We start from the raw sequence: 16,078 nt of genomic DNA, 5'->3' as shown, positions 1-16,078 counted from the left end.
GCTCAGAGAACGCCCGCTGACTTCAAGAACGACGTGGCGTCCGCGGTGTCCGTGCGTACGTGCCAGCCCTCTTGGCAATTGTTTACCGTATACGAAGTCACGCCGATGACCTCGGTGCCGCTGCCCAAATCGGCGAGCGCGGGACCTCCAGAGTCACCGTAGCAAATGGTCTGCGCCCGCGGGTCCGTCGAGGGCATGTTGGTGCCGGCCGTAAAAGTCTTCTCGCTGAGCCCTCCGAGCCCGACGTCGGCGTAACGCTTCGTTCCCCCTGAGGCCACATCTCCAGGCGACGTCCTCCCATAACCCGTGATGCGGAGATACGAGCCAAGATGCTTAATCTCGAGACGGTGCCTGCTCACGGGAATGGGGGTCACGCCGCTCGTGTTGGAGCTCAGCGTGATGACCGCGAAGTCGTGCCCTTTGGGCCAGTCCCCCGTGAACTCCGCATCCCACGACACGGTACTGATCGTGAAGCGTGGATCGTCGGATGTCGGGTTCTGCCCCGTCCGAATGGAGATCCAGGGGTTTTCCCAGTCCAAGTACATCCTATTTACACAATGTGCCGCTGTGAGAATCTTATTCACTTTCACGATCGTGCCCGTGCAGATATACACGAGGTCCTGGCCGGTTCTCTTATCCTTGCCGGTCATCCACACTTCAACCACCGCCGGATCCCCGTCATAAGCGGCGCCGCCTACGATGCCATCGTTGCTTACGCCCATATGTTCCGGTGCTTCGGTCTCGTCTGTGGAGTCCGTTGCTACGCAACCTACTCCCAGCGCAGAAAGAACGAAACACGCAGACAACGACACCATCCGTTGACGAACCATGGAAACCTCCCATCATCCAGTATGAGTACAATATCGAACGTCCGCAGCCGATGCCGGCCGGGGGTTCGGGTGACTTCGCATCCGATCAAGCAATCATGCGATCGCAAAAAAGGCGCCCTACACACGCCATACTCACTGCAGGTACGCGCACGCGCCTCCGACCCGCGATGAAAGATCGAACGCGGGCATTCGAAGCATGTAGTCGCACAACCTCACGTCATTGGGTGAATCCACGGAGCCTGCAAGACGCCGCAAACGCAGATTCTACGCTCTACGTGGATTCTTCCGAACCAGGGACTCACCTACGTACAGTCGACGCTCGGAACTCAGAGAATGCCGTTCTCCTTCATGTCGGCGTTGCCATTCGAACTGTGCAATCTCGTAACCCCCCAACGTTGCGTCCAGTCCGATGCCGAGGCAATGCATTCGTCCTCAGCGTCATGTGGATCGGTGATATCCAACGCGTCATTCTTTCGCGGAGCGAAGTCTCCGCGGCATTTCGTGGGAAAGGTCGATTCTCGACCTCGGACCCCGAGTTGAGACACCGACAGCAGCGCACAGCGAGAGCGAATATTTGCCGCTCCCGCTGAACGACATGGCTTAGCGTATGTTAAGTCTCGAGAAGCGTTGGGTGGGGCTCGGCTTCTTCCGCATTCGCATTCGTTCTGACGTGCGTCGATACCCTGCCTGACCGCCCACACCGCTCGGTATCGGGAGCTTTTTCGAACTCATCGGCGCGATCATCGTCTGATGCGACGGGGATGAGGCCGAGATCGGCCATATTCATGACTTTCGTATACTCGCTCATGGCATGCCTCTTTCTTATTTATCAACTTCGACAATTGGCTAACTGGGTACGAATCGCCCAATTGCTCATGGCTAGCGAGTACGAACCCGATTGCTGGCGTTGGTCTGATCCGCGCTACAGTCGGATCTCCTCGGTCGACGTGCAGAACGCCCCGCGCAGGAGAGCGCCATCGATGGGCTCCCCCGGCGGGGGTTCCTTCTCCGCCTTCAGGGCTGCGCCTGCGCCTCGGCCCAGAGCCCATCGAGCGTCTTATCTCGCTGCGGCGTCACCGTCTTGAAGATATCATCGCTGTATGTTCCATTGCGGGCCGCCTCGTTGAGCCTTCGCACGAAGCTGCTGTCGTACGACCGAACGATGTAGTTGAACAACCACGCGGCCTCCCCATAGCCCTGCGTGTAGTGGGCGTCTCTCGCAGGCCGGCCAACGGAGTACGGCTGGTAGATGTAATATCGCATGAAGTCTGCGATACCTTCCGTCACCCACCCCGGAGTGTTTCCCCTGTACTGCTGGATGATATGGACCGACTCGTGCACCATCGCACCGAAGTCGTCGCCGTGCTCGCGGAAAAACTTGGCGCAGCCCGTTGCGGTGGTCCCGGAAACGTACGCTACCCCATCACATTCCTTGAAAATCATATCCCACTTCGATGGCGCCTTATACCCCGAACTCGATAGGTACCACGAGAACTTGCCATACCAAGCGAGCGCGATATTCTTGCTCATCGCACCAAACCATCCCAAGTCCGAGGCATTGCTCGTGTCCAGTCGAATGTCGGTGCCAGGCTCGTCACCGATGGGGACCGTCCAGACTTGATTGCGCGCGCCGGGCGCGCAATCCCAGATTTCGAGCTGCGTGCCGTTTTGTGAGCTCACATTCGGGACGTCCATGCAGAGGCCCGAGTTTGGATTGACGAGGGTGACACCCCGCACCTCCCACTTTTGTCCCGGCGAGCCATTGCAATCCCAAAGGTGCAACAAGGTACCTCTGACCTTCCTCGACTCCGGCACGTCCACGCACTTGCCCAGCACGCGCAGAGTCTTGTCGCTTCCCAACGTAACTCGCTGCGCTATGGTGCCATTGCACTCCCAGATCTGCACCTTGGTACCGTTTGCGGTGTTCTGACCATTGATATCCAAGCACTTGCCGATCATCCCGGACGTTACCCAGCCCTTCGAACCGTTCTTCCAAGGGATAACGTTCGGCATCGGCTTGCCCATCGCATGGACCTCTCCGCTGGCGTGCGCCTCGCCATCGTTCCCCGAGGAGGCGGACATGAGCGCGGGCCCTTCGACGATGGTAAACGGCGTCTCGCCGGAGGCATCCTCACCGCGGCCCTCCTGCGACAAGAGGGACGTACCCGCCGGCCCCTCGCCAGGCACGCGCTCCCCGTCGGGTTCCGATCCGGTGTCGCTCGAAGCCCCCGCACACGCTGAGACGCTCAACGCCACGACAATGGGCAATGCATATGAGCAGGTGATGACATTTCGCAAATTACGGTTCCGAAAGTACATTATTTCTCCATTCATTCAGTTGTCGCACATGTCCCATCGGGCACCGTCCGACCATGAATAGGTCGGCGCCGCCCACGAGAAAAAAAACCGAATCTCACCAAACATCTTATCTAACTTAGGAAACGCACGACTTGCATTTCGCACTGCCCCCCGTCACCTGCCCCCCGTCCACGCACGGGCTCCACTGGCTCCCGAGCGACGCACCAGTGGCGCGTTGCACCAATCACGAATTTCCTTCACGATGTACAACCATCGCCAGGATAGCAGGCGAGCCTCGACTGCAGTCTTTTCAAGCGTTCGGCGTCAGGCCATGCTCGACTCTCGTCGGCATATCCTTCTCGCGACACCGGGCGGTGCCGGCTTCCTCATGGCTACTGCATGCCGTAGCCTCATCAAGAACGATGCCACCGACCGTAATTCTCGACACTCACGAACATTCGTTGATTCCAGCACTTCATTTCAGTCACACGAACATCATTGCTAGGCATACCGATTCTCGATGCGCCAACGAACACGCGGCAAAATCGCCGACCGCGAATGACACCGGTGTCATTCGCCTATTCTTCCCGATCGATCGGACACGTGTACGATCGATGCCTTGGCGTCTCATTGCGGCAGACCGTTACGATCTTCCGTTGCCGTTCATTGAATAATAGTATAAACACATTTGGTTCGAGCGCCAGGCGTATTTTACTCAATTCATCAATACAGCGTTGGGTGCTCGTTACACACATCCGCGTCGAAGCGGCTCGGCCCGTTACACTGCAAATGATTCGATATGAAAAGGCGCCCCCCCCCGAGCGACAGTAGCCTATGGCAACTACCAGATGCGATCGGTCACTATTTGCCACCTCGCTACAACGTGTCTCTCGGCCGAGACGACCAGATAAGCGTATTTCACTAGCTTGTACCCACTCGCGTAAAGAATGGTCGACTCGCGACCGGGTCGCAGGAACTTGGTACGTGTTCGGCAGTTGGCTACTCGCGGACGCGCAGGGGCTGCCGAACTGCCAAGCAGTTGCATCGAGGTGCCCGGAAGCGCCGTCCCCATGAGCGTATCGTGTCGGGAGCAGCGCTCGGTCGTCCGTACGAGAGTTTCGTTCGTTCGCTGCACGCAGCGCTGAGTCCAACTTGGTATAGCAGGGGTAAGCGCCTGCCCTGCTAGGTTGATGACCTCGCTCCGTTCCATCATGTAACTTCCTCTTCCTTCTCGGTTGCCTCCTGTCGGATAGCTCGTGACCAGCAACGCGAACCGCAGCGTTGCCGACCGCCCCTGCATTGCAATATTCACCTACACGCTTGGCCGGCCCCACAGCTCTCATCGAGCGAGGAAGCCTCCCAAGAACGTCAGCCAAATCAATAATGACGGTAAACATCTTTATAAATTGCGACATCCACTCCAACCTTGTCGTTTAAAACGTTTTACATCTCACGACTCGAGCTGGACGGCGAACGCTGGTCTCAATAGTGATTTCGCGCAGCCAGTCCTGAAGGTTGACTATGGCTGTTGACACCGGTGTCATACCCTACAAATTCTCTCATTCATGGCCAACCGTTCGGACTTACAAGTTGCCGCGGACTGGCCGTTCATATCCACGAACGACCCTGACTCACCGGCGCGCCTCGTTAACGAGAGCAGCGGAAAGCAACCAGTGTAATTTCATTTCGCTTGAATGACTAGAACTATTTTAATCTATCTTCTTTAGTGAACGCAAATCCGCGATGGCGGATGCACGCTCTGCCGTATGTCGTGGGCTCGATATCGCAAAATTGGAGTCGCCGACGCTTCTCGCTTCTCAAGGCGCCGCGAAGCACGTCGGGGTCGCGCAAGTGCGATAGTTACGACGGCGAGTGCACGTCACGCGCTCTGCCCTCGAAGCCGGCGAAAGCATCTCCTAAAGAGATGCGGTGTCTCGCTCGAACGGCAACAGGCGTGGCAACGCATGGATGCAATTGATCACTCCTCGCGAATGCCCTGCGCGTGTATCGATGTCCGTGGCGACCAGATAGTCGTATTGCGATTGTTCGGAAATCCGCAAGGCGGCGCGGGAGATCAGCACATCGAGCCCTCGCACACTTGGCGGGGCGCTCGGAGTTGACGGTCGGAGACCCTCGAATGTACCAGGACCGCCAAACTGGCGCTCATTGCCCTCGAGGAAACGCGCTATGGACGAGAAGGGGCTAACGAACGGCCAAGCGCCCGCGCAGAGAGGCGGCTGCGCGGTCCATTGCGCAAGCGTCACGGTTTCGCGGGCAACGCGCGAACCGGTGTTGAATGCATCCGAGCATAATGATGATCACGCATCCACCGCTCCGACCATCCGGTGGACAGTGAAATACGGACGCAATTGCAACTAGTGTTGCCAAGTGTCACTTCGACATGGCCCTCGGCGTGTTCACCCGGATCGTTGGCTCGCCGGTGCACGGCTAGCGGAGAATCGATCGAGGCAACGGTGTTCGCTGCGTCTCACATCGAGGTGCTGCCCGTCCCCGCAACTGCGCAAGACTTCGCGTACGTCCTCATCACCAATTCGATCCATCGAACTCAGAGCCAGGCGCCAGGCCCGAGTCGCCCCAGAGCAGGACGACGCGCGTGCGCGCCTTTCCCATACCGCGTCGCTCCGGAGCACGCGTGGACGCATTGGACGTCCCTCAGCGAATCACGTCGCGAAACGGCTCCAGTCCCCTATCCTCGTCGAGCACGAACTGGGCCACCGACGTGCTCCGGTGGGCGATTGCCTTCGAAGCTCGCAGCACACGAATCGGCGCCGCGGCAATTCGAACTGCTCGCGAGACGACCTCGTTCGGGCCCGTCCTGCTGCTGCTCTCCTTCCCGTCGCGGCCGACTTGTTTCTGACTCGCCCGCGAGAGCGGAGCAGAGTCATCGCGATGACGGGGCTCTGAATGTATTGCGAAATGGGGCGCTGTGTCCCCGGCACGCGTTTCACGAAAGGACGCTTCACTGCACGTTCGAGAGCGTCGGCGATGATAGGCCGGGCCAGCTTTCCGTGCCTTCGCGAGAGCGATGTGGGGCAACTGGACGTGGGACGTTCTCGCTCCCGCTGAACGACTCCGAGCCTTCGGCCCGGCGGGCGCGGCTTCTTCGGACTCACCGGACAGGAAACATCGCCCGATGCGACGAGGGTGAGCGTGATGCCAGTGACACTGACGTCTTTCGTGTGCTCGCTCACCGCGCACCTCTCTCCCTCATTGATTCGACCATTGAGCGTTGAATCGAAGAATCCTGCTGGCGTTTCGCACCCACTCGGGCAATGACTCATATCGGCGGTTTGCGGATGAACGTTGCGCCGTGCGAATTGCCGGCGACCTATCCCAACATTCGCCCATGCATCGCGTGAGCGCCGGAGCGATCATCCTGAACGCTTGCGATTCATCCCATGTATCGTTCGACACCGTCAAGCACCTCAGCCGCCGCATGATAGAAGCATGAAGGAAGGGTAACCGGTGTCAAAGAACTAAATTGCGATTTTGTGAAGTATCGACTCGAACTTCCGACCGGCTACACGGTCAATTTGACGTAGCGCATCGCGCACATGACATCCGATGATAAAGCGTCGTTCCATGAACAGAGCGAGTGCCTCCCCCATGTGCGACCATCGGCGACTCGACAATGAGTTGGAAGCTCCGAATACCGCCCATGATCGTGCCCTTGCCAACCGAACAGGCTGATTCGCGTATTCCGTTTCCGCACCATGTTCCCGGTTTATCCAAGCAGGGTCTGGTCGCGTTCGCCATGGAATCTCCGTTTCAAGAAATAGACGCGGAGTCGCACGTCTTGGTGCACGAAAACTCGCTGCGATCGCTGCGCATATCCGTGCCCGATGGAGTGCATGCCATAGCTCGTAAAACGATTCAGTACGTGGGAATACGGCTCTCACCGAAGCAACAGGTGATGGCAACTTCGAGATGCGATTAACGGCCGTTCGCCAGCAACGAGTCGTCACCTCACTGGCCGAAACCGCGAGATAACCGCATAACGGGGCACGCCAGACTGGCGCGCAGTGCCGTGTTCTTCGTGTGTGGACGTCATGCATCCAGCGCTGTGACCATCCGGCCGGCAGTGCCCTATGCCCAAATGAGTTCTCGTGACGCGTGGCGCCATGATCCGTATCAGGGAGAGAATTTCGCGCGTGTCCACGGTGGGAACTGGGTCCATCGCTCTCGGCGCCCGAATCAGTCCTTGGACGTTCCGCGACGAACCGCTTCGTAAAACTGCTCGAGTCCCCTCTCCTTGTTGACGAGGAAGTCGACGACCTCCGCGCTGACGTTCGTGTAGTCCGTTTTCTGGAGAAGCCCCTCGTAAGGCTGCGTGGGGTCGACGCGGTTTACGTCGGCCACGACGTCGATGAGCACCTCGATGGGGGATTGTCCTTCGAAGTTCGCATCCCGAATCGGCGTTACCGCATTTCGCAATGCGCCGGAGACGACCTGGTTCGGGTCCATCTCTTTGCTGCAGATCTCCCGCCCCTCGCGGTCGACGTACTTGCCACTCACGCGGGAGAGAAGCGCCGTCTGCGCATCGAGAAAGCTCTTTTGAACGATGCGTCCCCGCGCATCCTTGGCCGACTTTTCCACGGCGGACGCCAGCACGTGGTACAGCGGCACGAGGTGCTCCTCGTCGCCGAGGAGCTGCAGGAGATCGGCCGCGGATGCGAGTGTGCTGGCAAATGCATCGTTGTCCGACTGCCCATCGAGGAGATACTGCAGCAAAAGCTCGATCTGCTTCCGCGCGTCGGGATCTTTGCGAATGACATCCATGATCTCCAGGCCGGCGGAAAAGAGCGGCCCGCCCAAGGTTTCCTCGACCTTCTTGGCCAGATCCTCTCGTGCCCAGGCGCATTTCTCGAATGGCGGTGCAAAGGACTTGGGGCACCGAGCGCCGAGTTGCGAGCGAAGGACGTCGATGAGCTTGGGCGTCAACTTGGCGAGGATGGGATTCTCGAAAGCGCCATCTTTGACGGACAAGAATTGGTCGGCGAGCTGCGAGCGCGCGCGGCGGAAGTTCGTACGGCGCGCGGCATCCTCGGGATGCGCTTTCTCGTGCGCATCGTAGGCGCGATCGAACGCGTCCATGGCATTGGTCAATAGATACGCCGGCGTCACCTGCGCGACCGGTGAGCCGTCGTTCTTCTTGGTGCCCGGATTGCCGTGTCGGTCCTCGAGTTGCAATACCTTCTTGGCATACTCGGGATCGAGCATCGCGCGAATCGTCTCGGCCGCGGCGTCGATGCCGGAGACCTCCCGCGAGCTCGTGCAAACGCCCTTCGCGTCGTAAGCTTCGCAATGCTGGATCTTCACCGAGCGCACGCCCTTGGCCAGCCGTGAGAGCGCCGGCACGAGATCCGTCGCAAGAATCTCGACGACCAATGCCTCGTACGAATTGAGGCCTTGCCGGGTGCAATTCTGCCCGACCGCCATGAGGCATTCCTCCGCCGTGGCCGATGCGTCGGGGTAGTATTTGTAAATCTTGCTCGCGAGGTCGAGGAACAGCTGCTCCTTCCGATGCTTTACGAAAGGCCTCAGGATCACGCTCATCGTGTCGTAGAGGCCAAAGTGCTCCCATAGGAAAATCGTATTGGCATCGCGTTGCTGCAACCATTGACCTTCGGAGCACGTGCGCAGGCCACGGATCTTCTTGTCCGGTGATGCGTCAATCTCGTTCGGCAAGGGATCGTCGATGACCCGCTCCTGGCACGCCTTCGTGCCGGTGACGGGCCCGATCAGGCCGTCGATGTGTTTGCGCGTTTGCGCATTCACATCGTCGCCTTCGAAATCGAAGAACGCCAAACGATTCAGGAATTTCGGTTTCGGCGCAAGCACCCTCGATTCCGGTTCGGTCCAGAAGCCTTTGATGCCCGTGGAGAGCTCGAACATATCCACGCGCGCAGCACCGAGAGGACCGTAAATGGGGATTTGAATCAGCCCTTCCCGCAGCATGCGGTCGCGGACGTAAAGAACACCAGGCTTGACCGCATCGGGGCGCCCCGTCGTCGGATCGGGAAGACGATCCGCGACGGCCTGCCCGTTCACCACGGATTGGAGATAAAAGACGCCAAGGTTGTCGACCTTGATGAGCTCACACTCTCGGTACGACGCACTTCCCGGCGGCACCGAGAGCGGCAGGGTGACATCGATTTCCTGTCCAGCAATGCGCACCTTGGCATAAAGCCGCGCGCCCTCCTTGTTGCACACGGTAACGCCCGACGTGTCGCTCATGATCCGCAGAAAGCGCATCAAATCGCTTCGGTTCTTGCCGGTTTCGGGTTGGCTGCGATCGACGGGGGATCGCGGAACGTCCTTGCTGTTCGTGGTCAGGTTCCAGGTCGTGCCGTTGATATCGCGTTTATCGTACGAGAGCTCGTCGCGAAAGGTTCCAAATTTGGAGTACATTGCACCGAGGTTCGACGCGACCGCATCATCTCCGAATGCGTAAAGAAGATCCTCTAGAAACCCCGGCTCTTGGGCAACCTGGGCCAGTAGCTCGAGAATGTCGTCCCAAAAGGTGGTCTCGCGCGGAATTTTCGCTTCGTCGTGCTTCTTCGCGGTATCCAGCACACGAAGCAATTCGCCGACCGCGCGCGCGATATCGGGTTGCTTGGTCGTAAACAGCTCTTTTGCCAAGCCAAGCGTGGTGTCGGTGTGGCGATCCCCGAGGATGGTCCCCAACGCGTATACGAGGTCCAAGATGGGGGATTCCCGACCGATTCCTTCGTATTGAACGGGGCCGGTGGGGTAGTTTTTGCTCTTTGCTTCGCGCGGACCGACGGTGACGTGAAGGCCACCGAGAAGATCCATCAGCGTTTCGTGGTTCGCGGCCGCGTCGGGATTCACCAGCGGCTTCAGATCCTGCATCAGGCGGGCGGCGAAGGTACTATTCGTATCCAAGTAATCGTAAAACGGCTCATGGCCAATGAGTGCACGACCCGCCGCATCGCGCGCGGCCGAATCCTTGCTACCGCCCGTGTACGTCGCAAAGGGCGCGGGCGGCGATTTCCCATCGGCGGTCACGAAGCGGCCGCGCTCGTCGACATCCGGGATCCCATCGCGATCGGCGTCGACGAATCCGTCCATCGCCGCAGGCGAAATCGATGCATAGCCACGACCATTGCGACGCACGATGTATTTCGGTGTCGACGCGGCAATGGCCGGATCGGTTCCGAACAACGCCTCCTGCAGGACTTCGAGGTTGTCACGCGGGCGGGAGAGAACGATGCGCCCCGTCAGCGGGTCTCGTGTCGAGGTGAGGACCGGCGCCCGAGGATCGGCCTTGGTGGCAAGAAGCTCCGCGTGCGCCGCCTCGAGCAATTTGTCGAACGAGGCATTCGCCGGGCCGGGAACGGGAATCCGCCGGCCTTCGTCGTCACGCTGGGGATCCAGCTGATATGGATTCGAATCGGCAGACAGAAGTCGAAGCGTGGCATTGGAAAGATTGCGCAGCTCCGGATACGCGAGAATCGGACGTACGGCGCCAAGGCCGGTTTCGATGGGACGATATCCGAGACGCGAGGAAATGTGCGACCACGAGGCCTGCGCTTCCTCGGATTGGCGAAAGCTGTCGATGACCGTGGCCAACGACCCGGTGGATTGGGGAATGGTGCCATCGTTGTAGAGCGCACCAATGCGACCGAGCATGTCGCCGACTTGCGCGGCAAAGGACTCCTGCGCAGCTTTCTCCGGTGGATTGCACGACTTCGTGGGATCGCGATTGCCAATGTCCTTCGTCGGGAGCGGCGTTTCGGGAAAGATGGCGTCGAAGGCGCGAATTACTTCAGCACGACGGCGGGCGAGCGCTTCGACGCGGCCGACCATCTTGTCGCGATGACGGCGTTGTTCGTCCAGGCTCACCGGTTCTCCACGCGCATTGACCGCCGATGCCATGGCGGGGAGCTTCGTGACGTCGACTTTATCGTCGAACTGGCCGCCCGCGGGTCGATGGCAGAGCGCTCGAAACGAGCCACCGGAAAGGTCCTCGCGTAAGGCTTGCGCGCCAAATCGGTCGCAAATCACGCCATACATCTCCTCGCCAACGCTCGCCCTCGGCCCGTGGACGCGCGTGGTGTCGAGGCTCGATGCGCATGCCGGCACGAGAATGACGAGACCGCTGAGCGTCAGGGTTGCCGCCAGACTCCGTTTCGAGCCCGTGTATGCATCGGCCATTGCGTCTCCTTCCGCGCGCACGTCGCACGTGCATCTCGCGGTGCGCTCCGACTATGAGCGGGCGCCGTCGCGATCGTGAGTCGCGCGACAGCCAGATTGTTTGTCCCGGAGGGACAATCGACGGGCCGGGGGCGTCACAGCGGTGACGTTTTTTTCCGCCCGGTAAAAGGAAAAATCGGGCGCCTCCGCAACTTGGGTCACTGGAAAGCGTCTTGGGTACGTACGGACAAGGTGAACGTGGATGGCATTCTGACGATAGGGGACCTCTTCCTCGGGAAATATCGAATCGAGCGGCTCGTGGGCATGGGCGGTATGGGCGCGGTCTACGCCGCCGTCGATATCGATCTGGACCGAGGTGTGGCCATCAAGGTGCTCCTGCCGGAGATTGCACGCTCGCAATCGGCCGCGGCGCGCTTCATCCGCGAAGGACGCGCGGCGGCGCGCGTGGAGGGCGAGCACGTTGCCCGCGTGTTCGCCGCAGGGCGGACGCCGGAGGGCGTGCCGTACATGATTCTCGAGTTGCTCGAGGGGCGCGATTTGCGCGAAGAGCTCGCATATCGTGGGCAACTCGGAATTGCCGAGGCAGTCGACATTTTGCGCCAGGCGCTGGAGGGCGTGGCCGAGGCGCACCGGCACGGCATCGTCCATCGCGATTTGAAGCCCGCCAATCTGTATTTGCATCGCCGAAGCAATGGCAAACGGGTGGTGAAGGTGCTCGACTTCGGTATTTCGAAGGCGGGTGGCTGGGAGACCAAGACGGGAGACGGTGCAGCGGGCGAGCTGACGATGACGCGAACGATGCTCGGGTCTCCTTCGTATATGTCGCCAGAGCAATTGGCCGACTCCCGGAAGGTCGACGGCCGCGCAGACATCTGGTCCCTCGGGATCATCTTTCACGAGATGCTGGGCGGCGCGCATCCCTTCGATTGCAAATCGCTCGCGGGGGTGGTGCACGCAATCATGCACCGCGAAATTCCGCCCCTCGGGACAATCCGCCCGGAGGTGCCCGAAGCGCTGCAAGCCATCGTATCCCGCTGTCTCGAGCGAGATCTCTCGAAGCGCCTCGGCAGCGCCTCCGAGCTTTTGCAATTGCTCGCACCATTCGCCCTGGAGTTGGACGACACCTTGGAGGTCACACCGGTGCCTCGCGCCTCCGAGGCTCTCCTCGAGCACGACCGCGCCTCGATGGAAATCGAGACCCGCGTCTGGACACCGCCACCGCGCAGCACGACCCCCTTCACGGTGGTACCGCCCTCCCAGGTTCCCCGTGCCGCGCAAAAGCCATTCTACGAGCGCCTCGCCGTCATCATCGCCGTCCCCGTGACACTGGTTTTTCTGGCCATGCTGGTCCTGCTGTACGCCTTCCGCTCGACCACCGCCCCCATCGCGCCCAAAGCCGCGACGCAACTGGCCGACTCGGGCCTCCCCGACGCCTCATGAGCGTCGTTCCGTAGTGTCCGGGGGATTCGTGCAAAACCGCGCGGGGGTACTAGGGGCGAGCGCCAATCGAGCGCGAAGCTTTTGGAGAGTCCAGGGGCAGAGGGGTCGCTGTTGAGAGAGAGGCCGGTGATCGGCCACGACGGTGAGTCACGCTGGTCGGTTGCCATCGCGCTGTACATTGCACATGCGGTGCGTGAGACGTGCGTTGGATGGTATGGTCCCGCCTCCGCGCCGGTCGTGCTTCTCATGATCCAGAGCAGCGTCGTTAAGGATGCTTGACCTCTCCGCCACTCGGGCATCCCACGATTTGCAGAAATCATCGATCCGGGCCGGATCACCTGTCGACGAATCCGTCCCGATGAGATCGAGATATTCTTCGAGGATACGGCCCGCAGCTCGCGTGAGCTCTGCAGATGTTTACTGAGCGAAAAGAACGACAATTGCCGAAAACGCTGCCGCGTTGGTCCGAGGCGTCCATTCATCGTTGCCCAGGGCTATCGACTTTCTCAATCGAAAACCATTTACGCCAAATATAACCACGAACATCTTACGACCTTTCCGAATTGACCCTCGCACTTCTAAAGACTATTGTCGTTAGGCATCCGGTACGTATCGAGGAACTTCCTTGGGTTAGGTTTAGAACGCATCCGGCAACCTCGGGAGGGGTCAAGTGATCGATATCGCTCCATATTATTGAACAGTCTTTCCATCGGCGAAGAACGTGTTTGTACCTTCGTCGATGGACCTGACGGACGAGCAGTGGGAGGCCGTGCGAAGTAGCATTCCCGAGCCGGAGCGGCAGGGGACGACGGAACGAGGCGGACGGCCGTGGAGAGATCCTAGGGACCGTATTAAATGAGATCCTTTGGATCTTGCGAACGGGTGCACCATGGGCCGACCTGCCGCGTCGCTACCCACCGTATCAGACGTGTCACGACCGCTTTCAGAAATGGGAGCGTGAGGGCGTCTTCGACGCGATACTCACTGTCTAGCCGAGGACCTGCGCAGTCGAGGCAAGGCGGATTCGAGCGAGGCCTTCATCGACGGTAGCCATGCCGGCGCAAAAAGGGGGGCCCTGACGCTGGGATCACTCGACGCGGCAAAGCGACCAAGATCATGGCAGTGGCAGACCGCCATGGTCTTCCTATCGCCGTCTGGACGGCGAGTGCTCAGCGGCATGAAACGAAACTTGTCGAAGAACGCTCAACGCCCGGTTCGTAAAGCCACTACCGAAGAAACTGATCGGCGATCGCGCATACGATAGCGACGGGCTCGACGCACAGATGGCTGAACGCGGCGTTGAAATGATCGCGCCTCACAACTCGAGAAGGAAAACGAAGACACAAGACCTTCGCCCGCTGCGTCGATACCGCCGCCGGTGGCACGTTGAGCGCCTCTTTACCTGGATGATGCGCTTCCGTCGCAACGTTACTCGCTACGAGCGAAAGGCGGGTAATTTCTTCGCTTTCGGAAAGCTCGCCTGCATGGCGATTTTACTCCGGCAACCTACATTCCGCGGCAAGCCACGCCTCGGTGACAGTTTCCCATTCAACAGGTTGCCGGATGCGTTCTAGCTTTGGAGGTGGCTCTATGGTAAAAGGCTCATGAGGATATAATTTTTTGGACCAAGACGCTTGACCAAATCGTGAAGTGCGCCGTGAAATAAACATTTCCTGGTCTCCATATCATCAAGCACAACTCCGCCGGGAATTCGGCATATCGCATCTTGTTGTGACCCTTAAGAATTTCGAGTTCCTCGAATGCAAATTCATCTACGACAAAATGGAAAACCGCGGATAACTGTTGTGCGCCTTCGATGACGACTTACGTTGCGTCCTCGGTCTTCGCCAGAGAAACGACCGGCACGGGGATGTCGGCGAGAAGTGATTCGATAAGTTGAGACGCCCCACACATATTGTCGCTGCCACTCTGGGTCGATTCGAAGCCGACTGTCACGGTACCATCGGTGAAACTCAGAGAGGCTGCGATCACTTCTTTTTTAGATGAGCGACCGACGATCCAGAAACGGGAAGGTCACCTTCATCTCCACCTTCTGGTTCATCGGTCCAGTTGTCCACTTGATCCATGATTTTCATCTGGATCCATGAGAGATCTCCTTCGGGCGCGACTTCAGCGATTCAATTCCTTATTGCGAGCTCGGTCGAGCGCAGTCAACGGCCGCTCACGCGGAGGGGAACGCGCACACGCCCCGGTTTCGCTTCGCCTTCCCCACTCGATTCAATCAATAGGTATCGGTGGGGGCACGGCCACCAGTGGCTTCACGAAACAAGATGGATACGACGGCCGACTGGCTCTCGAGCCGTAGTGAGCTCGAGACGCTCGCCCACACCGAATCGCTCTGATGTTTCTCAACTTCTTCGTCGACAGGATACCGACACGCGTACCCCGCTCCGTTTCATCTTGGTCGCGGAGAAGGCACCGGGGCTCGCCTTCATCGAAGCCCGTCAACCAGACGTGTGGCCGAGAGGCCCGAGCACATGATGGCGTGCTTGCCGGTGCAGGTCCGGCGCGAGTTCCTCACTGGCGGCCTCGCCGTGACCAAGGAACAGGATGCACTCTACAAATAGGCATACGGCAAGCTGCTTCAGATGGTGAAAGCGCTCTATGACGCGAAGGTCCCCATCGTCGCGGGCACCGATGGGCGAGACGGCATGCGTGTCTCAGTAGGCAACTCGACAAGATCGGTCTGACGCCAGACCAAGGGTGCTCGTTCGCGGCTCTTATCGTGCGGTGGCGGGGGCTTCGTCGACGCCCAGTAAACGATGGCGACGCCAACCTTCTCGAGCGAGCCACGTTTGCGGAGGTTGGACCGGTGGTGAGAGTCCGGCAAGTTCGGCGAGATCAGGCAGCGCGTGCTCGAAAAGGAGGTCCCTGCGCCATCCGTCGAACCATGCGGCGGATGACCGCGGGTCGAGCCAAGCTGCCGATGCTCGGTGCTTTCTGTGATTCATCAGGACATAGAGAAGTGCGTTGCGAACTTCTCGCGGCCACATCAGTGCGTGAGCTTGATATCGCTCTTTCCACACGGGGCCACGACGCACGAGACCACGATTGATGGCGCGCGCCAGACGAATCGCGAGTCCACGCATACCGCGAGACAGGCTCCCCTTGTCATGGGCCTCGATGATGAGATGGATATGATCGTGCTGAACCGAAAATTGCACGACCCGAAATCCCGTGTGGGATGCACTTTTTATACTTCGCATTAGCAAAGCGAAGACGTGGGGCGTACGCAGGCCGCAAACATCGTTTCTCGCGCGCAATGTTGCGTGAACAGGGTGCCTTGCCTT

Annotated in this window: 4 protein-coding genes and 1 pseudogene; 2 read left to right on the top strand and 3 right to left on the bottom strand. The window is 59.4% G+C overall.

Annotated features, from left to right (window positions below):
- Positions 1–2 precede the first annotated feature (2 nt).
- The 3 genes from LZC95_09215 to LZC95_09205 form a co-directional block, all read right to left on the bottom strand.
- Entirely contained in the window at positions 3–650 is a 648-nt protein-coding gene (locus LZC95_09215; protein WXB00313.1) for a S1 family peptidase, read from the bottom strand.
- A 1,194-nt stretch (positions 651–1,844) separates the two neighbouring features.
- Positions 1,845–3,080, bottom strand: a complete 1,236-nt coding sequence (locus LZC95_09210) for an RICIN domain-containing protein (protein ID WXA97012.1) — start codon at positions 3,078–3,080, stop codon at positions 1,845–1,847.
- 4,263 nt (positions 3,081–7,343) lie between these two features.
- The gene (locus LZC95_09205; GenBank protein ID WXA97011.1) at positions 7,344–11,327 is read right to left on the bottom strand and encodes a hypothetical protein; all 3,984 of its coding nucleotides are present in this window, start codon (positions 11,325–11,327) and stop codon (positions 7,344–7,346) included.
- Positions 11,328–11,564: 237 nt separating this feature from the next.
- Here LZC95_09205 and LZC95_09200 point away from each other — a divergent pair, with 237 nt between their 5' ends.
- A complete protein-coding gene (locus LZC95_09200) occupies positions 11,565–12,767 on the top strand; it encodes a serine/threonine protein kinase (protein ID WXA97010.1) in 1,203 nt (400 codons plus the stop codon).
- Between the two features lie 739 nt (positions 12,768–13,506).
- A pseudogene (locus LZC95_09195) lies at positions 13,507–14,341 on the top strand (IS5 family transposase).
- Positions 14,342–16,078: the final 1,737 nt, after the last annotated feature.

The organism is Sorangiineae bacterium MSr12523 (assembly GCA_037157775.1).
GTDB classification, from domain to species: Bacteria; Myxococcota_A; Polyangia; order Polyangiales; family Polyangiaceae; genus Pendulispora; species Pendulispora brunnea.
Note: the sequence above shows the minus strand (reverse complement) of the source record. Positions and strands in the feature narration are given on the sequence as shown.